This window comes from Desulfitobacterium hafniense DCB-2, assembly GCF_000021925.1.
In the GTDB taxonomy this organism is placed as follows: Bacteria; Bacillota; Desulfitobacteriia; order Desulfitobacteriales; family Desulfitobacteriaceae; genus Desulfitobacterium; species Desulfitobacterium hafniense.
Map to the genome: position 1 here is coordinate 113,681 of NC_011830.1, position 22,770 is coordinate 136,450.

Sequence of the window (22,770 nt, forward strand, 5' to 3'; positions counted from 1 at the left end):
AGATATGTTGAAAAGCAGGGTGATCAAGAAGTCTCTGGCGATGATCTTCATTTTAGGGCTCAGCCTATGGCCTCTGGGATGTACCCAAGTCAACCCAAGTGAGGAAATCTTCATCGGTGTTGCCTGGCCCTTTGCCTCTCTTGATGATTTATTTGCCGAGGGTCTTGAGCTGGCCGTTCAGGAGATTAACGAGCAGGGTGGTGTACAGGGACGCAAGCTGAGCCTGGTCAAGGCTGATGACGAAGCAGAGCTGGAAAAGGGGCTGGCCATCGCTCAAGCTTTCGCGGACAATGCAGGGATTCAGGCTGTGATTGGTCATCGCAATTCTTTTATCTCGATTCCAGCGGCTTCGATTTATGATCAAGCAGGATTGGTCATGTTATCCCCGGCTTCGACTTCACCTGACCTGACTGATCACGGGTATATTCATGTCTTTCGCAATATTCCCTCTGATCAGGAGATTGCCCGGCAACTGGCGATTTATCTTGCAGAGCAGGGTCATGAGCGGATGGTCATTTATTACACTGATGATTCATACGGCAATGGTTTGGCCAATGCCTTTGAAGATTATGCCCGTGCCCAAGGAATAACGATCGTCGATCGCTTTAACTACTATGGCAATCTAAAGGATCTGGAACGCTTGTATGATAAATGGCAAGCCTTTGGTATGGATGGGATATTTATTGCTAAGACCGCGACTGGAGGAGGAACTGAATTTTTGGTGGATGCTAAAAGTGTGGGCATTGAGGTTCCTTTAATTGCCGGTAATTCATGGGACGCCCTTTCCCTGACCGAAGACATTGAGAATATCGGGATGACGGCGGAGGGATTACTGGTGGGTTCTTTTTTTAACCCCCAGCGTCCGGATTCCAGGACCCAGGATTTTGTGGAAGCCTTCCGGAGGGAATATGGGCAACCACCCACCTCCTATGCGGCAGCAGGCTATGATGCGGTCATCCTGTTGGCAGAGGCTTTGGAAAAGTCCGATCTGACCCACCCTGCTACACTTGCCCAAGGGTTAAGGGACCTGGGACCATGGGAAGGTGTGATGGGAATGCACCGGTTCGACGGACGGGGGGATGACATTGGCGATTTGGTAGTGCTGAAGAAGATGAAGGACGGACGGTTTGAGTATCTTGGGCATTAGGGGAGGTGCAGATGGGTGAGGCAAGGGTTATTTCGTGACGTTTCTTTGACAAGGCTGTCCTCTCCTGAGCAGCTCGATCAGCGGATTCAGGTAACTTCACCTAAGGCTTGGCTGGCCTTGCTGGCTATAGGCCTGATTCTTATGAGCGGGGTCGTCTGGGGACTATTAGGGAGCATTCCCACGAAGATTCAGGGACAGGGCATACTCCTGAATAATGGGGGCGTGTTTTCCCTCCAGCATCACGCTTCCGGTCAGATCAGTGATATCCGGGTAAAGGTTGGGCAGGAGGTCAGGCAAGGGGATGTCATTGCCAGGATTGAGCAACCGGAGCTGGTCGCTCAAATCAAGGGACTCTTAGGCAGCCAGGCCGCCATGGATAAGGATGGTCAAGGCGGGGAGCCGGCCTTGGCTGGTATCGAAGAACAGATACGGCAGCTGCGCAGTGAATTAGTCTACCAGACTCAGGTTGTGTCAGAAGTTGATGGACGTATCCTGGAGTTAAATATTAGCAAGGGAAGTATCGTCAAACCAGGGGATACCTTGGCAACCCTTGAACAGTATGGTGATACAGTCAAGCTGGAGGCTATAGTTTATGTTCCGGCCGAGCAGGGTGGACTGCTCCGTCCCGGCATGGAATGTCAGATTTCTCCGACCACGGTCAATAAAGAGGAGTACGGCTACTTGTTAGGGCGGGTGAATACGGTAGCGGAGTATCCGGCAACTGCCCAAAGTATGATGCAGACCCTGGGCAATGAGAGCCTGGTCACCTTTTTAGCCGGACAGGGTGCCCCTTTACTGGTGAAGATCGATCTGGTTCCGGACAGCGCTACCGAGAGCGGCTATCGCTGGTCATCACCTCTGGGACCGCCGATGTCCTTTCAGAGTGGGACCATTATCACCACGGAAATTATCACCCAGCGGGAGAAACCCATTCACAAAGTTATCCCCTTTTAAGAGGTAAGGGGGCGGGAGGGATTAGGTGGTAAAAAAGAAAATCGTCAAGGTTCCCACCGTGCTGCAGATGGAGGCGGTAGAGTGCGGAGCGGCATCTCTGGCTATGATTCTGGCTTATTACGGAAAGTATATCACTCTGGAGGAATTAAGAATTGCCTGCGGGGTATCCCGGGATGGGAGTAAAGCCAGCAATCTTCTGAAAGCCGCCAGGAATTATGGCCTGGAAGCGAAGGGTTACCGAAAAGAACCGGAAGCCCTGCGCAGGATGCCCCTGCCTCTGGTCATTCACTGGAATTTCAGCCACTTCCTCGTTCTCGAGGGCTTCCATAAAGGAAAAGCAGTCCTGAACGACCCGGCGGCAGGTAGGAGAACCGTTTCGGAGGAAGAATTCAATCTGGCTTTTACGGGTATTGTTCTTTCCTTTACACCGACAACTGAATTTCAAAAGGACAGCAGAAAGCCTGGTTTGAGCCTGGCCTTAAGAAGAAGGCTTAAAGGCTCGGAGCAGGCCCTGATCTATATCATTCTATTGGGTCTGGCCTTAGTCATTCCCGGCTTGATAATCCCTGTGTTTTCCAGAGTATTTGTCGATGATATCCTGTTGGGCGGTCTCCATTCCTGGGTGTGGCCCTTGCTGCTGGGGATGGGCATTACGGCAATGCTCAGGGGAGTTTTAACCTGGATGCAGCAATATTATTTGCTTAGATTGGAGACGAAAATCGCCTTAGCCACCTCCGGTCAGTTTCTGTGGCATATTTTTCGGCTGCCCAGTGAATTCTTTTCCCAGCGGGCGGCCGGTGAGCTTACGTCCAGGATACAAAGCAACGATAAGGTGGCGAAGCTCTTGTCAGGTAAACTGGCCACTACGGCACTGAATGTCCTCATGATTATGTTTTACTTTACTTTAATGCTCACCTATAGCTGGATTTTAGCCTTGGTAGGGTTGGCAATCGCTTTCATCAATGTAGGTTACTTGATTGCGGTTTCGGCCCGGAGAGTCGATTTGAATCGCAGATTACTTCAAGATGAGGGGAAGCTGATTGGCTCGAGTATGGCGGGTCTCCAAATTATCGAGACTCTCAAAGCCACAGGCTCGGAAGCCAACTTCTTTGCCCAATGGTCGGGATATCAGGCGAAATTGCTCAATGCTGAACAGGAGCTGGGAGTTTCTTCACAGTTTTTATCCGTATTCCCCAGTTTTCTAACCGGCATCAATAACGCCCTTGTCCTGGTGATCGGCGGTTTTTTGATTCTCGATGGTCAAATGACCATCGGCATGCTGGTAGCTTTCCAAAGCCTGATGAGCAGCTTCATGACGCCGGTCACCGGACTGGTGGGTCTCGGCGCTGAGCTTCAGGAAATGACAGGTGAGATGAATCGTTTAGATGATGTATTAAACTATCCACTCGGTCGGGACCAAGGGGACCAGGGGGGTCGGGGGGAGCAGGAGGGTTTAGGGGGGACAGCCGAACCCCCGGCAGGGCAGAAGCTATCCGGCTACGTGGAACTCAGGAACATTACCTTTGGCTATAGCATCTTGGAACCGCCATTGATCGAGGATTTCAGCCTAAGCCTGAGGCCGGGGTCACGGGTGGCGCTCGTAGGCGGCTCCGGCAGCGGAAAATCTACCATCGCCAAAATCATCGCCGGCATCCACCATCCCTGGTCAGGTGAAATTCTCTTTGATGGGCAACCCCGCGCCTCTTTCACCAAGGAAGTGCTCAGCAATTCCCTAGCTATGGTGGATCAGGAAATATGTATGCTTCAAGGGACGGTCAAAGAGAATATTACCCTCTGGGACGGAACCATTTCGGAGTTCGGGATGATCCGGGCTGCCAGGGATGCCTGTATCCATGATGAGATTACCGCCCGACCGGGGGGCTATGAACAAATGGTGGAGGAAGGCGGTAAAAATTATAGCGGCGGTCAGAGGCAAAGGCTGGAGATCGCCAGAGCTTTAGCCCAAAACCCGGTCATTCTGATTATGGATGAAGCCACCAGTGCACTTGATCCTATAACAGAGAAGAATGTGGATGAATATATTCGTTATCGGGGGTGTACCTGCATCATTGTTGCCCATCGCCTCAGTACCATACGGGATTGTGACGAGATCATTGTACTGGAAAAGGGGAAGATTATTGAGCGGGGAACCCATGGGTCCCTGTATGAGCGTGCGGGAACTTATGCCAAACTGATTGCCACAGGTTGAGTGTGGATCAGGCAAAATAAACAATCGTGATCGGCAGGTGAGTGAAATAGATTATGGGGAGTTTGTTAAGCAAGCGGGAGTGAGTATTCCCCTGGATGGCCAGGAACCATTGTTTCTTCAGGAAGATGGCTCTGTTTGGTTGGTGGAGCAGGGGAAGGTGGCCGTCTTTTTAGCAACTATGGAGAATCAGCTGCAGGCGGGGGCCAAAATCTTCTTATTTGAAGGCCGAACCGGCGATTGGCTTTTCGGGATAACCCCCGGGGGATCTCCCCACAAGAAAGGTCTGCTGGTCTCAGGACTACCGGGTTCCCGTCTTCTGCGGCTTGATATCAGACAACTGACAGAGCTGCTTAGGGATAGAAGAGAAACCGATGGCGGGGCACAGAGGGGGCCCCAAGTGCCGGCCCATGGAGAGAAGATCTACGGGGCTGTAGGCCAATGGCTTCATACTTTGGCCAGAATCAGCCGGCACGGGGACATCTCCCAAGATGAAGTTGCTGCCACAGCCGAGGTGGTGCTATCTGAATATGAGTATTTGACCAACGATTCGCTTCGCGCAAGGTACCATTCCCAAGTGTTGCAAGGGGTGAGTGATCTTTGGGACAAAAAAATAGCGGCAGAGCAGAAAAGACTGGAAGAGAAGGGCCGCTCCGATCAACGGTTGATGGCCAACGCCATGGCAAGGCTGGCTGCCATCACGGAAGAAGTGGAAACCAAGGTCTTGGCAGATCAGACGGGGGATCCCCTGCTGGATGCTTGCCGCCTTGTGGGTCGGACTATGCAGATCGGGATCGTCGCGCCCCCTGAAGTCTTGGGAAGTTCAAAAGTGATGCTGCTGGATGAGATCGCCCGGGCTTCACGTATAAGGGTGAGGGAAGTGTCCCTGCACGGCAATTGGTACACCCAGGATAGCGGCCCTCTCCTGGGCTATATGAAAGAAGATCATCGCCCGATTGCCCTAATCCCTGCTACGCCGGCAAGCTATTGTATCCATGATTATACCCTGGGGATCACCAGGTCTGTTGACAGTGAAACAGCCCAGGAGATTGATGCCTTTGGTTTTGTCTTCTACCGCCCTTTAGCCGAGAGAAAAATCACTGCCCGGGATTTGCTGGCCTTAGGCTGGGGAAACAGCTGGCGCAGGGATTTCCTGATGATTCTCCTCATGGGTGTTTTGGGTGGTATCTTAGGGACAGCCACACCTCTGGCCACTGGAATTATCTTTAATACTATTATTCCCGAAGGGGAGAGGGGACACTTAGTCCAAATAGCCTTTTTTCTGGGAGCCAGCGCCTTAGCCGCGATGATCTTCCAGTTCGTGCGCAGCTTGGCTGCCTTGCGGATCGAGGGAAAAATGGAGGGCGCTATACAAGCAGCTATTTGGGACCGCTTGTTGAGCCTGCCTGTACCATTTTTTAAGCAGTTTCCAGCCGGTGAATTGGCGATGCGGGCGATGGGGATCAGTCAGATTCGCAAAATTCTCTCAGGTGTGACGTTAAATACGGTTCTCTCCAGCATTTTTTCGGTTTTTACACTGGTCTTAATGTTCTATTATGATCGCCGGCTCGCCGCTGCAGCCACGATGTTAGTGGCTGTCGAACTGCTGATCATAGGATTTTTGGGTTATCTGCAAGTGCATTATGAACGAAAGATCTTAGAAGTTTCGAACCAAATCGCAGGGATGATGCTGCAGCTGATCGGCAGTATTACAAAGTTTCGGGTAGCCGGTGCCGAGGTTAGAGTTTTTTACAGGTGGGCTGAGAGGTTCAGTGAACAACGTCAGTTCGTCTTTAAAAAGAGGATCCTCGGGAACTGGCTGACGACTTTTCATGATGTGTTCCCCATCCTTGCCGGCATGATCATTTTTTATACTTTGATTGCCGGCCATAGCTTATTATCACCAGGGGAGTTCATTGGCTTTAATGTAGCGTTTATCTCGTTTATGATGTCCATGACTTCTTTGACGGAGGCGCTTATTGGTGCATATAGTGTGATTCCCCTCTATCAACGGGCGAAACCGATTCTGGACACTCTACCGGAGTATGATGAGACGAAAATCGCACCTGCCCCCCTCAGAGGCTCCATCGCAATGGATCATATTTCTTTTCGCTATAAAGTGGATGGGCCTTTGGTTTTGAAAGATGTATCCTGCCGGATTGAGGAGGGGGATTATGTCGCTTTAGTGGGCACTTCCGGTTGTGGAAAATCGACATTGTTAAGGATTTTGCTGGGCTTTGAAAAGCCGGAGACCGGAAAAATATATTACGATGGTCAGGATCTTGAGAAAGTGGATATACGGGCGATCCGGAAGCAACTGGGGGTTGTACTGCAAAATGGTCAGCTCATGTCAGGGAATATTTTCACGAATATTGTGGGTGCCAATCCTTATCTCACGATCGATGACGCCTGGGCAGCGGTCAAAATGGTCGGGATGGAAGAGGATATCCAGGCCATGCCCATGGGAATGCATACCATGATCAGCGAAGGCGCCTCGACCCTCTCAGGTGGACAAAGACAACGTTTGATGATTGCCCGGGCCATAGTCAATCAGCCGAAAATACTATTCTTTGATGAAGCTACCAGTGCCCTGGATAATCGAACACAAGCCATGGTCAGTCAAAGCCTCGACCGGCTGAAAGTCACCCGGATCGTTATCGCTCACCGTTTGAGTACGATCATTAACTGCAGCAAGATCATCGTTATGGATCAGGGAAGAATCGTCGAGAGCGGTACCTATGATGAACTGATGAGCAAGGGCGGTATTTTCGCTAACCTCGTTCACCGGCAATTGACCTGAGCTGGCAGATCTCATCATCTCAACTGCAATTATTATCAAAAGAAGTTGGTTGCTCTTGCAATCGACTTCTTTTGTTCTATGATAAAGGTGAGGCCGCACTCATGAAACAGCTTGACTTTGACGTCGTGTCGTACTGTATGCTTAGAATAAGAAGGAGCGAAAACCATGACACTACAGCCCATATCCAAAGTTTCCAAAGCGTATGGTGTATCCACTCGAACCCTTCGCTATTATGAACAATTGGGACTTTTGCAGAGCAGCAAGCTGCCGGGTTATGCTTACCGGGCCTATGACGAGGAAGCCCTTTCCCGCCTGCGGCAGATTCTTGTGCTGCGCAAACTGCGGATTCCGCTGAAGCAGATTGGTGTGATTTTGGAGACGCGGGACGCCAGGCTTGCCATAGAGGTATTCGAGCAAAGTATCACCGGCCTGCAAAGCGAAAAGCAGGCGCTGGAAACCATTGAAGGTATTTTGCGCAGCTTTGTCAGAGAGCTTGAAAAGCTGCTGCCTGAGCCACTATCTCCCCATGTTTTTGAGCAGGAACATGTCATGGAATTGGTACAGGCTCTTTCTGTTAAAACCCTTTCCCAAAAGGAGGAAACGAGCATGGAAGAACTGAACCGAGCCAGTGAACTACTGGAACACCTCAAAGACATTCGCATCCTGTACCTGCCCCCGATGACGGTAGCATCTTGTCAGAGCACCGGTGACAATCAGGAAGAAGTGGTAGGTGCGGCCATCAGCACATTTATCAAAGAGAGCGGACTTGGGGAGTCTAAACCGGATTTTCGCCGCATCGGGTTTAATAATCCGGCCAGCGAACAGTCGGGTGGTTCCCTGGGATATGAAGCATGGGTGTCTATCCCTGGCGATATGGAGGTGCCCGCGCCCCTTGTCAAAAAGCAGTTTTTGGGTGGGCTGTACGCTGCCCACATGATTGCTTTCGGAGAGTTTCAGGAGTGGGGACGGCTGTGGCAATGGGTGATGGATAATGGGGAGTATGATGTGGACTTTTCGCCCCGGACAGACCCCGCTGATCCGAGGGCCGATCCCTCTCTGGAAGAACAGCTCAATGCCATCCATCATCTTGAAGATGCATCGCCTTTCGGCACACAGCTTGATCTGTTGGTGCCTATCAAACCCAAGCAGGGTTAGGAGAGTAAAAATGGTGGAATTTCAGTCACGGATAGGCAAAGATGGCCGTCTGACAGTAATGGAAATACCGTTTGACGCAAGAGAAACTTTTCAAATGCCAAAGGGTACGATTTTTGTATGCGGAACCATCAATGGAATACCCTATCGGGGAAAACTGCTGTCAAGGGGAAATGGCAAGCAGGTACTGACCATAGACAAGACCTTGCAAAAGGGGTTGGGCTATGCCGGTCAGGATTTTCCTGTTAACGTTGCCATGGCCTGTGAGAATCAGGCAGAGATGGTTGATGAAGAAAAGGAAGCGATTCCCCGGCTTCACTCCGATATGGAAGCGATCACTGCCATAGCGGGACGAGCAAGTGTCAGAAAATATATGGATAAAACAGTAGAACCGCAAAAGCTGGAGGTGATTCTCCGTGCCGGGCTAAGTGCACCTTCGGCAAAGAATAAGCGTCCATTCCACTTCGTTGTGGTCGAGGACAAAGCTGTCCTTGGTGCATGGGCAGCAGGCAATTCGAACGCAAAGATGCTCAGCCATGCTCCTTGTTGCATTGTTGTATGTGGTGACGGCAATGTTGAAGGAACTCGTGATTTCTTGGTGGGAGGCTGCGCCGCGGCCACGCAGAACATGCTGATTGCCATTCACGCTCTTGGGCTTGGCGGCGTGTGGTGCGGTGTGCTTCGCGGGAAGGAATGGAGCAGGCAGGTTGCGGCCGACCTGTATCTGCCTGTAAAGGTAGAACCACTCGCCGTCATTGCGTTGGGCTATCCCACGGAACAGGAGAAAGCACCTGTCCCGTGGGATATGAAGTCCCATATTCATTATGAACGTTGGTAGGCTTTACGAAGCTGCCGGCAAAATCTGCCGGCAGCTTCGCTGTTCAAGCCTGTAAGAGTACCCGCAGCCGAAGCTACCCTTCATCAACCAGGTCATACTCTTTGCGCAGGACCACATCCAGTACCGGATAATCGGTCAAGCTGAACAGTGCATGGGCAACATCATAGAGGTCCTGTTCAGCCGCGTCAAAGCGTATATTACCCAAGGTCTTTTTTTTGATGATGGGGGCTCCGGACGGAGAGATCCCCGCTTGAAAGAAAACCACCAGGGCTGCCTTTAAAGGCAATGGTGTTACTGCCATAGTTAACATCTCCCTCCAGTATAATGGGACGGTTTTTTCCGTCTCTATAGTCTATGCTTCCAAGAAGACAGGGGTGACAAGTTCACCCTCCCCATTCGCAGGTGGAGTAGGTTTGGACCCCTTTCATATTGGTGCCGGCCACGGGGGGCCAGTCTTTGAGCCGATCCACCATATATGAGGCCAGTTGATCGGCATCCTGGCTGCATTTTTCCTTGGTCCGGGGGTCGAGTCTGGCCAGATGGCCCAGGGCGGTCAGCAGTTCCTGGAAGGTGTTGGCAATGGTTTGGCAGCAGGCGGTGCATTTTTCTTCATAGCTCGTGACGAGAGAGGAAGCAGCAGGTGCAGGCTCGGTTTTGGTGATGCTCTGCTGCCGGGGCCTGACGGTTCTGCTGACATATTTGATTTGGATATCTCCCTGGGTCTGAGATTCAGCCATAGCTCCAGCCCCAGCCTCAGCCCCGGTCTCAGTTTCATGTTCAGATTGGGGCTGCTCTTTGGCTGGGACGGGTGTCTTCAGCTCTTTGACGGCTTGATTTAATTGCCGGGTAGTCATAGTGTCAAGATCGTTCCGGGTGACGAATTCTCCCCGCTCTTCTTCGGGGAGGCCAAGGAGCAGGATAGCCTGGGTATAGGTCAAATTTCCAAGCGCTTGGAAATTTGAATCGTTATCGGAGGGGTTGAGGAGCAGGTGTCCGTACTCTTCATATAGGTTCATCAGGTTTGCCGCCGTGCTTTTGGAATAACTGACCGATTCCTTAAGCCATTTCATCCATTCCCCATGGTTAAGCAATTCCTTGGCTTCTTTCAGACGGCGGCCCACCTCGATGGCATTTTTCAGCAGCATTCGTCTGGACTCCTGGTTAATGGCGTTGATTTCTGCCGCAATGACCAGGGGAGTGCGTTTATCGGTTGAATCATGCATTTTATCGGCACGTCCTTTCCTTGTGACCTACTTATAGGGTATGTAGACGTGCCGGAGATGGTGAAGACAACACTCCCCTGCCTGTTAGCGTGTTTTGAGTACACTAATAGGGCAGGGGAGTGGTTAAATTTAAATACATTAGCCGTTTGTCGGCGTTCTGTCTCACTTATGCTCGGCTTTTTATATTGGCTTTTTATGGACTCACTTCTTACCCCAGGGGTTCCTTCGTTGAGGGGGCTTCAGCCACTTGGCTGAGCTCCGGGCCGGTTTCGGCCGGCTGCTCGGCAGGAGAAATTTCGGGGACTTCCGGAGAGGAATCCTTAATGATGACTGCTTCGATAGGCTGATTGTTGGCTGAGGAAAGGATGTTCTCATCCTCGGCGGCCGGAGGATCTTGCAGAGGAGCCATATTTTCTCCTTCGATGATCGGGATAGGAGAGGCGCTGTCCTCAGCTGTGCCTTTTCCCTTGCCCTTGACTTTTCCCTTAGCGGCATGCTTGGTTTTGTCCTTATCCTTTTTACTGAAGATCTTACCAAAGGCCTGGCCTGTTCCCGAAGCCAGGTTGGAGGTGGAGCGGAGGACGGATTTAAAGGTATCATTGATTCCCTTATCGGCTATCATAAGACTGGTCTCGCAGCCTTTTTGAGCCACGATAACATCCTGGCCGATGGTGACCACATAGTCAGCTTCGAGAATGGCCTTGCCGCTGAAGAACCCCTCGATCTTTCCGCCGGAAATCTCCATCTGGGTGATTTTGCCCGTATCCGGGTCCACATAATATTCTTCCACTACGCCAAGGGTTTTGCCGCTCTGAGTAATAACCCGGGTGCCGATGATGGTCAGTTTTTCCTTGATCAGGCTTAAGATTTCGGGCAGGCTGGCGGACTTTTCTACATAGGCTCCTTTGTCGATGGTAATGGCATCAGCACCGACGCTGACGACCTTAGCATAAGGAATGATACGCTGGTCTCTGAAGAAGCCCTTGGGATCGATGACCAGGGCGGCCAGAGCTTTGGCCTGAGCGTCTATGACCAGGCTTTTCACATATCCGATATGCTGTCCTTCGCTTAGGGAGACGATCGGTAAGGATAAAAATTCTTTACTTGGTTTCAATCGTAATACCCCCTTATTTCTTGTGCAAGAACACATAAATCTGCTATCATCAATGTATTCACGGGATGTCTTCAATATGCTTAGAGGAGTGGAGTTTCATGAAGCTTATCGCCGGTTTGGGCAATCCAGGCGGACAATATGCGGAGACCCGGCATAATGCCGGATTTCTCCTGCTGGATTGCTTAGCTGAAGAATTAAAACTGGATTTTCGCCCCAAGTTCCAAGGCTTGGTGGCTGAGACAATGATGGGGGGAGAGAAGGTCTATCTGCTTAAGCCTCAGACCTTTATGAATTTAAGTGGCCGTTCTATTCGGGAGTTGGCCCAATTCTATAAGATTGCCCCGAAGGATATTATGGTAGTCTACGACGACATGGATCTGCCCATCGGCCGCCTGCGCCTGAGAAGCTCGGGAAGCGCCGGCGGACACAATGGGATTAAATCCACCATTGCCGAATTGGGAACGGAGGATTTCTGGAGGCTTAAGGTGGGTATCGGCAGACCGACCGCCGGCTGGGATTCTGCCCGCTATGTTCTGGCCTCCTTTACCAAGGAGGAGCTCCCCGTTCTGGAGGAGATTCTGGATAAGGGGATAAAGGCGGTAACCTTGTGGGCCAAAGAGGGCGGGGATAAAGCCATGAATTTGTATAACAGGTGAAATTCAGAAGAGAACTTGGTATAATATGGGTAGGCGATTATAATAAGGAGAGGACTGATTAAATGCCACTGCCACAAGAGAGAGGAAACTTTACCTACGCTGATTATCTTTCCTGGCCTCAACATGAGCGCTGGGAAATCATTGATGGTGTAGCATATATGCAGGCGGCACCATCTTCTGTTCATCAAGAGATATTAACTGGTCTATTGGTTCAGTTTCATCAGTATCTTGCAGGGAAAGCCGGCAAAGTCTATCCGGCACCGTTCTGTGTAAGATTAATAGAGAATGATGAGAAAAACGATGAAGAGATCATAAAGGTCGTGGAACCAGACATTACAGTAGTCTGCGACAAATCTAAAGTAGATGAAAAGGGCTGTTGTGGTGTTCCGGATTTAATCGTTGAAATTATATCGCCTACATCCACTGAGATGGATAAGCTTGTGAAGTTTAATAAGTATGAAAAAGCAGGGGTTAGAGAATATTGGATCGTTGAACCGGAGGGAAGGTTTGTTAGTGTCTTTGTACTGCGTGAACAAAAGTACGGCCGTCCGGAAATCTATGCAGAGAATGATAAGATTAAAGTAGCTATCTTCCCCGATTTGCTTATTGATTTAAAACCGGTGTTCGAGGGGATTTAGGTTTGCTCTGTATTTTTACAAGTAAAAGCTCGTGTCAGGGAACTTGCAGTTCTTTGACACGAGCTTTTAATATTAGGAATCTTCCAAAGAGGAGGAAAACAGGTCATTGCTGAAGAATTCAACTGAAAAAGCTGAGTTCCGCGCTCAATTATTTGGTATGTATGACCACCGGGCAAGACTTCGGGCGAAGCTTTGCCGATGCCTGCCGGAGTGAGAAATTGGAGGTTCGTATGAAAAGACGGTTTTTGATCCTTATCGTTATAACGGCTATGCTCCTGAGCGGTTGCACCCATCAGGAAAAAGCCGTATCCGCTCCGCCCGCACCGACACAGGAAGTGAAACCCGACAATGTCTATAACACCATGAGTGAAACGGCTGCTCACTATGGCATCACCCATGAGAATTACCCCCGCATCGATGGCTCAACTTCCACTCAAGGAATCGCCATGGCCATTAATCAGGCCATGTATCGTTACTTAGAAAATGAAAATCTACCCATGGAGGTCTCCAAAACAGTACCTTCCTATAAACGCTTAATCGCCGGAGAAGTGGAGCTGATTCTTGTGCCTTACCCCTCCGCGGCGGTTCTTGCTTTAGCTCAAGAATCCGGAGTGGAGCTGGAATTCCACCCTGTGGCTGCGGAAGCCCTTATCTTTATCACACCGGCGGAAAACCCTGCGGATAACATTACAGGGGACCAGGTGCGAACCATTTATCTTGACTATGGCATCAGAAGCTGGTCCGAGCTGGGAGGGTCGGATAAGGAGCTGATCCCCATTTGCCGGAATGCCGACAGCGGCAGCCAGTCCCAGCTGGATAACTTAGTGCTGCATGATCAGCCTATGCACCCGGGCATCCAAAAGAACTATGTGGAGCTGACCATGGAGGGAATGCTGGAGCTGGTCGCTTTTTATCATCATGGGGGCCTGGATGGCAAGCCCACCGACAGCTATGCTTTAGGCTATACCTTGTATACCTATCTCCAGAATATGAATGAGGTGACGGAAATCGGCTCCCGCCTTAAAATTCTTTCCTTTGAAGGAGTAGAGCCTACGGAAGAGAACATTGCCAAAGGTTCTTATTCCTTGGCTGATGGGTATTATGCAGTGGTGAGAAAGGATTTGCCTGCAGCGCATAGTGCCAGAGGTATCCTGAAATGGCTGCAATCGGACGAAGCAGCCGCCGCCATCAAAGCCCGGGGTTTTATTCCAAAACAAGACCGGACGAAGCTGAGTTGGTAATTTCGTACGAATTTGCTATAATAGTATCGTGAAGAAAATGATGGGTTATTGCGAAGGGTGATATCTATGTTTATTACCGCGACTGAATTAAAAGAGAATATGGGGAAATATCTAACCCTGGCTTCTAAGGAAGAAATCATCATTATGAGGAATGGAAAAGCGGTTGCCAAGCTATCTAAGGTGGAGGATAATAAGATCGAAGTTGCCAAGTCCTTATTCGGTATTCTTCCTAAAGAGGCTTCTTTAGAACTAGCTCGGGAGGAAAGGTTAAAGAAGCATGAGAGTACTGATTGATACGAATGTTATTCTTGATGCGGTAATCAGGCGCGTTCCTTATAATAATCCGGCAGAAAGACTTTTCCTGCTTATTGCCGAGGACAGGCTAAAGGCATATATCACGGCAAGCTCTGTAACAGATATCTACTACTTACTTCATAGACACTTCCGTGATGCTGGCGAGGCCAAGCAGGTGCTGGCTAAGCTATTTGTATTATTTGAAGTTCTGGAAGTTACTCAAAGTGATTGCGAAAGGGCACTATCCTTGGCTATGAATGATTATGAAGATGCGCTTTTGGCCACTTGTGCAAAAAGGAAAAAACTTGACATGATCGTTACTCGCAATTTACCTTATTTTAAGGATTCACCGGTAAAGGCAATTGCACCAGATGAATTCATTGCTCATTATTTTGATGAAGAAGGGTAAGTGAGCTGCAGAGATTAACCGAATAGCCTGTAAAAAAGAGGGCCTCGCCGACTGTTTTTGAATACTCGGCGAGGCTTTTGATTAAGCGAAGCTGTCATTTACAACCAGGTTACAGGAATACTTACATTGTTATCATTGATATGAATGACTTTGTCATACATGCAAATAACGCAACCGGTGCCAATCTTCATATCTTTGAGCCGGTCCAACACTGAAAAGTTTGCAATATGTTCTTTACTTGGATTAGCGGTCTTCTTAATTTCGATAGGATATAAAGTGCCATTTTCCTCTAAAATAATGTCGATTTCTTTAGCATCTTTATCCCTGTAATAGTATAGTGCGGGTTCTAATATTCCGGCATTGTAGTAACCCTTAAGTATTTCCGCTAGAACAAAAGTTTCGAAAAATGCGCCGGACATGGCCCCGGCTTCAATGACATCGGGTGAATTCCATTTGGTAAGATAGGCCGCAAGCCCTGTATCCAGAAAATACAGTTTAGGAGTTTTAACAGCTCTTTTCATGATGTTATTATAATAGGGTTTAAGTAAATACACGATGTTGGAAGAAACTAAAATAGAAAGCCATCGATCCGCTGTGGGTACACTGATGCCTACTTCATTAGCAATAGAAGTTAAATTAAGCATTTGCGAAGTTCTACTTGCCATAGCTGTCATGAATTTAATAAATTTTAATTCATCACCAACCTGGGTAAGCTCTCTGACATCACGCTCAAGGTATGTCTTGGTGTAAGAACCATAAAACAGCTGCCAATCAAGTTCATCCGCATACATAGCCGGCATGGAGCCCTTATAGATAATTTTCCAGATTTCTTTATAGTTTAATTCTTTAGCAGAAAGTCTTCTCGTCTCAAGATAGCTTTCAGTAGGTATAAAAGCTTTATTAAAATCAGCATCCCCTTTAATTTCGCGAAGGGATAAACCTAATAAATTAATGATCCCTATTCTCCCGGCAAGGCTTTCGCTAACATTTTTCATCATCTTGAATTGCTGTGAACCGGTCAAATAAAATTGTCCTCTTTTACCGTTTTCATCTGCAATCATTTTAATATAAGGAAATAAATTGGGTGCGTATTGTATTTCATCGATGATCACAGGTGGTGGTGTTGATTTGAAAAAGCTCCCTGCTTCTTCAAAAGCATTTAGAAGCAGAATAGGGTCATCCAGTGTCAGATAGGAGATATCTTCGGTTATATGTTTTAGCACAGTTGTTTTACCTACCTGTCTGGCTCCTGTAATTAAGACGGTAGAGAACATCTTTGCCGCGTTTTCGATCGTAGTTTCGATAGTTCGCTTGATATAAGCCATAATAACCTCCGTTAAATTTAATATTCAATATTATTATAGCCAATAATATAAGTTAATATCAACAATTATTTCCATAAAATTGTAAAACGCCCTTATCTCCTTGTATTTTCTTCCGACAACGTCCTTGCTTCGGTAAAGTACCTATGATGTCGAATTCATGCATTAATTATTTGACGGTCTTCACATCCGAGATATTGCAGGGGAGTTTCCGATAATAAAACGGAAGTCCTGATTCTTCTCCAAAAAGAAGAGCCGAGTTAGTTAATATTTTTTTCATCTTCTATCGATATCTAAGAAAAAATCATAAGTATAACTATTTTTCCTCAGATAACTATTATATCTGTATAAAAATGGTATAATAGTTTTAGAGGTGATTTGCTTGCGGAGAAAACTTGAGGAGAAGCTTGTGCAGTGGAAGGACAGGAGCGAAGGCCGGATGCCTTTACTGCTCTATGGTGCCAGACAGGTTGGCAAAACCTATCTGCTGGCTGAATTAGGTGAAAAGCACTTCGCTAATACAGTTTATATTAACCTGGAGACCAATCCAGCCGTAGCCGGTTATTTCGCTGATGATATAACACCTGAGCGCCTGATCCGTTTTCTGGAGACCACAGTCAATCAGGAAATCATACCCGGCAAAACTTTGATTATTTTTGACGAGATTCAATCCTGCGAGAGAGCGTTGACTTCTCTCAAATACTTTTGCGAATCGGCACCGGAGTATCATGTGGCAGCAGCGGGAAGCTTGTTGGGGGTAGCAATAAACCGTGAACATTATTCTTTTCCGGTGGGTAAAGTAGAGAGCATGACCCTTTTTCCCTTGGATTTTGAAGAGTTTTTGTGGGCAATGGGGGAAGAACGTCTGGCCCAGGAGATTCGTCGTTGTTTTTCGCTGTTGGAGCCTATGGCTGAAGTTTTGCATCAAAAGGCTATTGAGCTTTATCGTTACTACCTGATTGTTGGCGGGATGCCTGCCTGTGTGGAGCTTTTTAAAAGAACTGGAAAACTGGTCTTGATACCAACCAGTCAAAATGAAATTCTCAACAACTATGTAGCGGATATGGCAAAGTATGCCGGTGCGGCGGATACAGTTAAGATTCGGGCTTGTTTCAATTCCATTCCTGCCCAGTTGGCAAAGGAAAATAAAAAGTTTCAATACAAGGTAGTCCAAAAGGGTGGCAGTGCTTCCCTGTTCGGTGTGTCCATTGACTGGCTGACTCAAGCAGGTATTGTATTGAAGTGCCAGAAGCTGGAACAAGCGATGAATCCGATTGCGGTGTATGTTGATCTATCTTCTTTTAAACTCTACATGAGTGATGTAGGTCTGTTGGTGATGAAGTCCGGTCTCCCGCAGCAGTCTGTGTTGACCGGCGAGGCCAATCTTTTTATGGGCTCGGTTGCGGAGAACTATGTTGCCCAAGCGTTGGCAGCAAATGGACACAGTTTATATTACTGGACCAGTGAGCATACTGCCGAGCTGGATTTTGTCTTGCAAAAAGGTAGGGATATCATCGGTATCGAGGTTAAGAAAGGAACCAAAGTAAAGTCGAAAAGCATCAATGTTTTTAGCCAAAGATATCATTCCGCCTACTGCATTCGCTTTTCAGAGAAGAATTTTGGCAAGACGGATAACCTATGGTCGGTTCCCCTCTATGGAGCCTTTTGTGTCTGAAATGGTCTGAAGTGAAGAAAAGCGCCCTTATCTCCCGTGTATGGTGAGATAAGGGCACTTTTTTAGGGGGGGTCTTTCCCTGACGAAAATTAAGTGTTCTTACCGTCTCTTAATTGTTTGCCATCCCAAATCAAATAGCTATAAGCTAATTGGGCCAATCCTTGGTAATAAAGAGTCTGAGCGCTGGCTTGAACATCCTGAGTAAACTCTTTTGCCCAGCGCAGCAAATGTTCGTCAAGGAAAGCCGGCTGCTCACGGGCTAATCCTTCAGCCTTAATGACATCGTCTTCCTCCCAAGCCTCAAGCTCACTGGCGATAAGCTTGCTCATAAACTCCAGCTCCAGGCCGAAATGATCATCCGGCTCAGAGTTCTTGTGAACGAACTCCAGACCGCAGCGTTGATACCACTCTCTGACTTCCAAAGTAGGTTCGCCAAAGGTAAGCCTTTCTTCTGTGCGGTACACGGATTCCCAGGGTGGGGCCGCAAGATGGCCGGGACCAATAAACAAGGCAGTATAATCCTTATTCAGGCTTGAGGTCACATTCACGAGATCGGAGGCACAGTTTTCATTCGTCCAACGAACTAAGTTAGCTAAGGCCTCTTGATACTGCTCATCGGCGATATCCAGGGGAAACTCCTTAAATAGCTGGCGCTGTAAAATCATGGTGACTTGTTCTGCCTGGGGTGGATAGAGAAAGACTGCGCTTAAAAAGGAGTACATAAATTGGCGGATCTCCAGCAGATCCTTTTGCTCAGTAGTGTCCATTTACCAACCTCCTCGGTATCTGTATGGTCAAATCTGTATGGTCGATTATTGCTCCCAGCGGGGTTCTTTACTGTTCTCAATTATTATAACTATAACTTGTGCCTCATAGTATAGTGATACAAAAAAACCGCTGGGATTTTGGAAGCCTGAACAAACGTGAATGTGATAACTTGATTAAAGAAAGGTCTTATCTTTAATTTTACTATAGAACAAGGAGGGAAAGGAATGTCAAAACAACCAGAGTTGCAGAACAAAACCAAAATCAGTCGGCGTGCCTTTGTGAAATGGAGCGCAGCCGCAACAGCTACTGCAGCGATAGCCCCCTCTCTCGTGGGTTGCAGCACACAGACTCAGGCCAGTGGCGAGCCCGCAGTAGTGCAAGCCGGACAGCGTCTTGCCGGTGCCGAGGAGAAACCTTCGATCTGCTGGCATAACTGCGGCGGCCGTTGTCAGCTTAAAGCCTATGTCAAGGATGGGGTGGTCGTGAGGTTTGGCACGGATAATGTGGGACCTGATACCCCGGAGGACTTGCAGGCCCGGGCCTGTTTGAAAGGCAGAACCCAGCGGCAGCGACTTTATCATCCCGACCGGCTTAAATACCCCATGAAAAGGGTAGGAGAGCGGGGCAGCGGCGAATGGGCCCGCATCAGCTGGGAAGAAGCTTTTGACACCACCGCCAAGGAGCTGCGCAGGATTATTGATCAATATGGCAATGAATCGGTCTATTTTAACTATGCCTGCGGAGCTTACGGCTTACTGAATCAAACCAACTCCAATAACTCTCTGCGCCGGCTTCTTAATATCATGGGGGGCTATCTGCAAAGCTATGGCAACTACAGCCAGGCCAACTATATGTATGCAGTTCCCTATATGTTCGGTAATCCTTATAGCGGCAGTTCCCCCACCACTTTCCCTGATGCCAAACTGATTGTTATGTTCGGGGATAATCCTGCCTGTACCCGGGTAGGCGGCTTTAACTCCACTTATTACCTGAAATTAGCCAAACAAAACGGAGCACGCATTATCGTTATTGACCCCCGTCATAGTGACACAGTGAGCACCTTTGCCGATCAGTGGATTCCCATCCGGCCCACTACGGACAGTGCCCTGGTTGCCGGTATGGCTTATGTTATGATCAGCGAAGGCCTGCATGATCAAGCCTTCCTGGACAAATATTGCCTTGGCTTTGACGAAGAACACATGCCGGAAGGGATTCCCGCCGGTAACTCCTACAAGAGCTACATCCTTGGTGAAAGTGATGGCAAGCCGAAGACACCCGAATGGGCTTCAGAGATCACCGGGATTCCCGTGGAAACCATCAAACAGCTTGCCCGGGACATTGCCGGGACCAAGCCCGGTTTTATCCTGCAAGGACGGGGAATTCAGCGCCATGGCAACGGAGAATTTCAGTCTTTGGCGGTTCCTGTACTGTCATTCATGACCGGCAATGTGGGAATTTTGGGCAGCAATCCTGGCTTGTATGAAGGCGGCCCTTCCGTAAAAACGGGCAACTATCCCATTGGAACGAATCCGATCAAGACAAAGATCTCCATCTTCATGTGGACCGACGCCATTGAAAGAATTTTGACTAAAGAGCAGGACCGCATTGAAGGTGCGGACAAAACAAAATCGACCATCAAAATGATCATCAATTACGGCGGCAATACCCTGATCAATCAGCATTCCGATTCTGGACGGACCGCTGCGCTGCTTAAAGATGACAGCAAATGCGAGTTTATCCTGGGTATGGATAATTTTATGACTCCCAGTATGCGGTATTGCGATATTGTCCTGCCGGGTGTTACCCAGTTTGAAGTCAATGACATGATCACCCGTTCCATGGGCCATGGGGTGGCTTATTACGGGCAAAAACTGGTCGAACCCATGTTTGAGTGCAAGACCATCAATGAAGTGGGCCGCGCTTTGGCGGAAAGACTGGGTGTATTGGCTCAGTTCGACGACGGCAAGTCGGAAGAAGATTATCTGCGGGAATTTGTCGGGGTATCCCAAGCCAGCCATCCTGACTTCCCCTCCTATGAAGAATTCAGGGAAAAAGGAATTTATAAGACCAAAGCAACGAAAGTAGTAGCCTACGAAAAGTTCATTAAAGATCCGGAGGCCAATCCTCTGACCACTCCTTCCGGGAAATTTGAGATTTTCTCCAAGGATCTCTATGACATCCAAAACCCGCAGATTCCGGCCATTCCTAAATATATGCCTGCGGAAGAAGGTCCGGAAGATCCCCTGAAGGAAAAGTATCCCCTGCAATGCATTGGTCACCATACCAAACGCCGCGTACACTCCACTTTCGATAATATGCCCTGGCTGGAAGAAGCGGAAGCTCAAATGCTGTGGCTGAATCCCCAGGACGCTGCGGCTCGGGGGATCAAAGACCATGATCTGATTAAAGTTTACAATGACCGGGGTACTGTGAAGGTTAAAGTAAAAGTGACTCCCCGTCTGATTCCCGGAGTTTGCTCACTTCCTCAGGGAGCATGGTACACTCCTGACCAAAGCGGTGTTGATGTAAGAGGATGTATCAATACTCTGACGAAATGGACGCCTAATCCCCTTTCCAAAGGCAATCCCCAGCATACGAACTTAGTTCAAATTGAAAAAGCGTAGGAGGTGACGAAGGATGGCAAAACAGTATGGATTTTATATGGATCAATCCAATTGTATAGGATGCTTTACCTGTCAGATTGCTTGTAAAGATAAAAATGATTTGGAAGTGGGACAATGCTGGCGCGAAGTCCACGAATTCCAAGGGGGCGATACCATCCTGGAAGGCGGGGTGTATCGCAGCAATGTCTTCGCCTACTGGCTGTCTATGAGCTGCAACCACTGCCAGGAACCTAAATGTGTGCAAAACTGCCCGGCTGGAGCCATGTATAAACGGGAAGAAGACGGAATCGTTCTGGTGGACCAAAATAAATGCCTGGGCTGTGGCTACTGCACCTGGTCCTGCCCCTACGGCGCTCCTAAATTGGCAGGGAAAACCGTTTCCAAATGCAATTTCTGTATCGATCTATTGGAACAAGGCAAGAATCCCGCCTGTGTCGATGCCTGCATCATGCGGGTCATTGAGTTTGGGCCAATCGATGAATTGCGCGCCAAATATGGCAATGTGGACGAAGTCAAAGGGTTGCCTTCAGCCCAAATTACCAAACCATGTATCGTCATCAGCCCTCATAAAAAAGCAATTGAGTAGGAAGGAGGGGTAGCATGCATGAATTGCCATTATTAACATTTACCCTATGTTTACAAGCTGCTGTCGGAGCGGTTCTATGGGCTGTTGTCTTTCGGATCAAAGCACAGGATGCGCCTCTCTTTAAACGGAATACTCTTGCTGCACTGATCCTCGCTGCTGTGGGCATCGTCGCTTCCTTACTCCATTTAGGGAAACCTATGTTGGCCTTGACCAGTATGTTCAACCTGGCTACGTCCTGGTTAAGCCGTGAGATTTTCTTCAGTGGTGCTTTCTTTGGCTTGCTGCTCATCTTCTGGTGGGTGGAGAGAAGGGAAAAAGCACCCGGCGCCCGCACCGCTTTAGGTGTTATCACAGCAGGCGTAGGTCTGATCGACATCTATGCCATGGCCCGGCTGTATATGGAGAGCATCATGCCCGCCTGGCAAAATGCCAACACCCTGATCAGCTTCTATGCCACAGCCATTGTTCTGGGCGGTATCGTATTTTATGTTACGGCAGGGGAGCAGCGGGAAAAGCTGCCGCGCATTGATTTAATGCTATGGGCTGTCGTACTTGTTCAGGCGGCTTTCGCCCTTGGCTATGTGGCAAGTCTGGGAGCGCTCACCGGAGCAGGCAAAGAAACTGCGGCCTTGCTGGCAGGAAGCCAGGCGACCTTGATTTTAAGTTGGCTGTTCACCCTGGGAGGTGTTTTCCTGCTGTCTCTTTCCCGGACGGGCAAACTGGCTAAGCAAACGAGTTTCTTATATTTAGCCATGGCTGTTATCGTTGTGGGGGAAATCGCCGGCCGTTATCTCTTTTATGTTTCCGGTATCCCGATTGGCCTCGGTTTATAAAGTGATTTCCCAGCAGCCATGAATAAGCCGGCACCTCTCAGGCAAACCTATCCTGGGAGGTGCTTTTTCATGCTGGTAATGAGGGTGTGCCAGGTTTGTGATCAAGTCTTAGGAGAGATGGAGTTGGATGACTTGACCTCTGAGCGTCCCGACTCTATAATAAATATCATTGGGAATGTGGCGTATGCCCTTTGCCCGGACTGTATGAATGAATTGGAAGTCGGGGAGTACCGTCGTTTAAATTAGGCAGTACACAAGCCTTACGGCTCTGCGTGGGGTGAAATCTGCCT

General features: G+C 48.7%; 21 protein-coding genes. 16 read left to right on the top strand and 5 right to left on the bottom strand.

The window, feature by feature from the left end:
* Positions 1–4: 4 nt before the first annotated feature.
* From DHAF_RS00570 to DHAF_RS00595, 6 genes are all read left to right on the top strand, one after another.
* Positions 5–1,147 (top strand): ABC transporter substrate-binding protein, encoded by a 1,143-nt coding sequence (locus DHAF_RS00570; RefSeq protein ID WP_015942577.1) that lies wholly within the window; start codon positions 5–7, stop codon positions 1,145–1,147.
* A gap of 15 nt (positions 1,148–1,162) precedes the next feature.
* Positions 1,163–2,101 (top strand): NHLP bacteriocin system secretion protein, encoded by a 939-nt coding sequence (locus DHAF_RS00575; protein ID WP_015942578.1) that lies wholly within the window; start codon positions 1,163–1,165, stop codon positions 2,099–2,101.
* Positions 2,102–2,126: 25 nt separating this feature from the next.
* Positions 2,127–4,310 carry an NHLP family bacteriocin export ABC transporter peptidase/permease/ATPase subunit gene (locus DHAF_RS00580; RefSeq protein ID WP_015942579.1) on the top strand — a complete coding sequence of 728 codons (2,184 nt, stop codon included), beginning with the start codon at positions 2,127–2,129 and terminating at the stop codon, positions 4,308–4,310.
* A gap of 37 nt (positions 4,311–4,347) precedes the next feature.
* Positions 4,348–7,107, top strand: coding sequence for an NHLP bacteriocin export ABC transporter permease/ATPase subunit (locus tag DHAF_RS00585; RefSeq protein ID WP_015942580.1), 2,760 nt, complete (start codon positions 4,348–4,350; stop codon positions 7,105–7,107).
* A 165-nt stretch (positions 7,108–7,272) separates the two neighbouring features.
* A complete protein-coding gene (locus tag DHAF_RS00590; protein WP_015942581.1) occupies positions 7,273–8,262 on the top strand; it encodes an effector binding domain-containing protein in 990 nt (329 codons plus the stop codon).
* Positions 8,263–8,272: 10 nt separating this feature from the next.
* Positions 8,273–9,097, top strand: a complete 825-nt coding sequence (locus tag DHAF_RS00595; RefSeq protein WP_015942582.1) for a nitroreductase family protein — start codon at positions 8,273–8,275, stop codon at positions 9,095–9,097.
* 73 nt (positions 9,098–9,170) lie between these two features.
* Here the strand turns inward: DHAF_RS00595 and DHAF_RS00600 are convergent, their stop codons facing one another.
* The 3 genes from DHAF_RS00600 to DHAF_RS00610 all read right to left on the bottom strand — a co-directional run bounded on the left by DHAF_RS00600 (position 9,171) and on the right by DHAF_RS00610 (position 11,434).
* Positions 9,171–9,398 (bottom strand): DUF1659 domain-containing protein, encoded by a 228-nt coding sequence (locus DHAF_RS00600; RefSeq protein ID WP_015942583.1) that lies wholly within the window; start codon positions 9,396–9,398, stop codon positions 9,171–9,173.
* Positions 9,399–9,480: 82 nt separating this feature from the next.
* Positions 9,481–10,320, bottom strand: coding sequence for a DUF3102 domain-containing protein (locus DHAF_RS00605; RefSeq protein ID WP_015942584.1), 840 nt, complete (start codon positions 10,318–10,320; stop codon positions 9,481–9,483).
* A gap of 208 nt (positions 10,321–10,528) precedes the next feature.
* Entirely contained in the window at positions 10,529–11,434 is a 906-nt protein-coding gene (locus DHAF_RS00610) for a PRC-barrel domain-containing protein (protein WP_005814898.1), read from the bottom strand.
* A 98-nt stretch (positions 11,435–11,532) separates the two neighbouring features.
* On the opposite strand from DHAF_RS00610, the gene pth reads away from it, so the two are divergent.
* The 5 genes from pth to DHAF_RS00635 all read left to right on the top strand — a co-directional run bounded on the left by pth (position 11,533) and on the right by DHAF_RS00635 (position 14,672).
* Positions 11,533–12,090: an aminoacyl-tRNA hydrolase gene (pth, locus tag DHAF_RS00615; RefSeq protein ID WP_005814896.1), complete on the top strand. Its 558-nt coding sequence runs from the start codon at positions 11,533–11,535 to the stop codon at positions 12,088–12,090.
* 62 nt (positions 12,091–12,152) lie between these two features.
* Positions 12,153–12,728, top strand: coding sequence for a Uma2 family endonuclease (locus DHAF_RS00620; RefSeq protein ID WP_005814895.1), 576 nt, complete (start codon positions 12,153–12,155; stop codon positions 12,726–12,728).
* Positions 12,729–12,958: 230 nt separating this feature from the next.
* Entirely contained in the window at positions 12,959–13,969 is a 1,011-nt protein-coding gene (locus DHAF_RS00625; protein WP_015942585.1) for a substrate-binding domain-containing protein, read from the top strand.
* Positions 13,970–14,035: 66 nt separating this feature from the next.
* The gene (locus DHAF_RS00630; RefSeq protein WP_005814889.1) at positions 14,036–14,263 is read left to right on the top strand and encodes a type II toxin-antitoxin system Phd/YefM family antitoxin; all 228 of its coding nucleotides are present in this window, start codon (positions 14,036–14,038) and stop codon (positions 14,261–14,263) included.
* Positions 14,247–14,672 (top strand): type II toxin-antitoxin system VapC family toxin, encoded by a 426-nt coding sequence (locus DHAF_RS00635; protein ID WP_015942586.1) that lies wholly within the window; start codon positions 14,247–14,249, stop codon positions 14,670–14,672. Before DHAF_RS00630 ends, DHAF_RS00635 begins: the two co-directional genes overlap by 17 nt.
* Positions 14,673–14,770: 98 nt before the next feature.
* Here the strand turns inward: DHAF_RS00635 and DHAF_RS00640 are convergent, their stop codons facing one another.
* On the bottom strand, positions 14,771–15,997 hold the full coding sequence (locus DHAF_RS00640) for an ATP-binding protein (protein WP_005814885.1): 1,227 nt from the start codon (positions 15,995–15,997) through the stop codon (positions 14,771–14,773).
* Between the two features lie 370 nt (positions 15,998–16,367).
* Between DHAF_RS00640 and DHAF_RS00645 the strand changes: the two genes are divergently transcribed.
* Positions 16,368–17,669: an ATP-binding protein gene (locus DHAF_RS00645; RefSeq protein WP_005814884.1), complete on the top strand. Its 1,302-nt coding sequence runs from the start codon at positions 16,368–16,370 to the stop codon at positions 17,667–17,669.
* A gap of 89 nt (positions 17,670–17,758) precedes the next feature.
* Here the strand turns inward: DHAF_RS00645 and DHAF_RS00650 are convergent, their stop codons facing one another.
* Positions 17,759–18,436: a TorD/DmsD family molecular chaperone gene (locus DHAF_RS00650; RefSeq protein WP_005814882.1), complete on the bottom strand. Its 678-nt coding sequence runs from the start codon at positions 18,434–18,436 to the stop codon at positions 17,759–17,761.
* Positions 18,437–18,661: 225 nt separating this feature from the next.
* Here DHAF_RS00650 and DHAF_RS00655 point away from each other — a divergent pair, with 225 nt between their 5' ends.
* The 4 genes from DHAF_RS00655 (at position 18,662) to DHAF_RS25980 (ending at position 22,726) form a co-directional block, all read left to right on the top strand.
* Complete coding sequence (locus DHAF_RS00655; RefSeq protein WP_015942587.1) at positions 18,662–21,061, top strand: dimethyl sulfoxide reductase subunit A; 2,400 nt, start codon at positions 18,662–18,664, stop codon at positions 21,059–21,061.
* Positions 21,062–21,074: 13 nt separating this feature from the next.
* On the top strand, positions 21,075–21,647 hold the full coding sequence (locus DHAF_RS00660; protein ID WP_015942588.1) for a DMSO/selenate family reductase complex B subunit: 573 nt from the start codon (positions 21,075–21,077) through the stop codon (positions 21,645–21,647).
* Positions 21,648–21,661: 14 nt separating this feature from the next.
* The gene (locus DHAF_RS00665) at positions 21,662–22,480 is read left to right on the top strand and encodes a dimethyl sulfoxide reductase anchor subunit family protein (protein WP_015942589.1); all 819 of its coding nucleotides are present in this window, start codon (positions 21,662–21,664) and stop codon (positions 22,478–22,480) included.
* Between the two features lie 69 nt (positions 22,481–22,549).
* Positions 22,550–22,726, top strand: coding sequence for a hypothetical protein (locus tag DHAF_RS25980; RefSeq protein WP_015942590.1), 177 nt, complete (start codon positions 22,550–22,552; stop codon positions 22,724–22,726).
* Positions 22,727–22,770: the final 44 nt, after the last annotated feature.

What these genes read in the sequence shown, in the direction of transcription:
- DHAF_RS00570 (WP_015942577.1), top strand. Translation starts at nt 5, where the DNA reads ATGTTGAAAAGCAGGGTGATCAAGAAGTCTCTGGCGATGATCTTCATT.
- DHAF_RS00590 (WP_015942581.1), top strand. Translation starts at nt 7,273, where the DNA reads ATGACACTACAGCCCATATCCAAAGTTTCCAAAGCGTATGGTGTATCC.
- DHAF_RS00595 (WP_015942582.1), top strand. Translation starts at nt 8,273, where the DNA reads ATGGTGGAATTTCAGTCACGGATAGGCAAAGATGGCCGTCTGACAGTA.
- DHAF_RS00600 (WP_015942583.1), bottom strand. Translation starts at nt 9,398, where the DNA reads ATGGCAGTAACACCATTGCCTTTAAAGGCAGCCCTGGTGGTTTTCTTT.
- DHAF_RS00605 (WP_015942584.1), bottom strand. Translation starts at nt 10,320, where the DNA reads ATGCATGATTCAACCGATAAACGCACTCCCCTGGTCATTGCGGCAGAA.
- pth (WP_005814896.1), top strand. Translation starts at nt 11,533, where the DNA reads ATGAAGCTTATCGCCGGTTTGGGCAATCCAGGCGGACAATATGCGGAG.
- DHAF_RS00620 (WP_005814895.1), top strand. Translation starts at nt 12,153, where the DNA reads ATGCCACTGCCACAAGAGAGAGGAAACTTTACCTACGCTGATTATCTT.
- DHAF_RS00625 (WP_015942585.1), top strand. Translation starts at nt 12,959, where the DNA reads ATGAAAAGACGGTTTTTGATCCTTATCGTTATAACGGCTATGCTCCTG.
- DHAF_RS00630 (WP_005814889.1), top strand. Translation starts at nt 14,036, where the DNA reads ATGTTTATTACCGCGACTGAATTAAAAGAGAATATGGGGAAATATCTA.
- DHAF_RS00635 (WP_015942586.1), top strand. Translation starts at nt 14,247, where the DNA reads ATGAGAGTACTGATTGATACGAATGTTATTCTTGATGCGGTAATCAGG.
- DHAF_RS00640 (WP_005814885.1), bottom strand. Translation starts at nt 15,997, where the DNA reads ATGGCTTATATCAAGCGAACTATCGAAACTACGATCGAAAACGCGGCA.
- DHAF_RS00650 (WP_005814882.1), bottom strand. Translation starts at nt 18,436, where the DNA reads ATGGACACTACTGAGCAAAAGGATCTGCTGGAGATCCGCCAATTTATG.
- DHAF_RS00655 (WP_015942587.1), top strand. Translation starts at nt 18,662, where the DNA reads ATGTCAAAACAACCAGAGTTGCAGAACAAAACCAAAATCAGTCGGCGT.
- DHAF_RS00660 (WP_015942588.1), top strand. Translation starts at nt 21,075, where the DNA reads ATGGCAAAACAGTATGGATTTTATATGGATCAATCCAATTGTATAGGA.
- DHAF_RS00665 (WP_015942589.1), top strand. Translation starts at nt 21,662, where the DNA reads ATGCATGAATTGCCATTATTAACATTTACCCTATGTTTACAAGCTGCT.
- DHAF_RS25980 (WP_015942590.1), top strand. Translation starts at nt 22,550, where the DNA reads ATGCTGGTAATGAGGGTGTGCCAGGTTTGTGATCAAGTCTTAGGAGAG.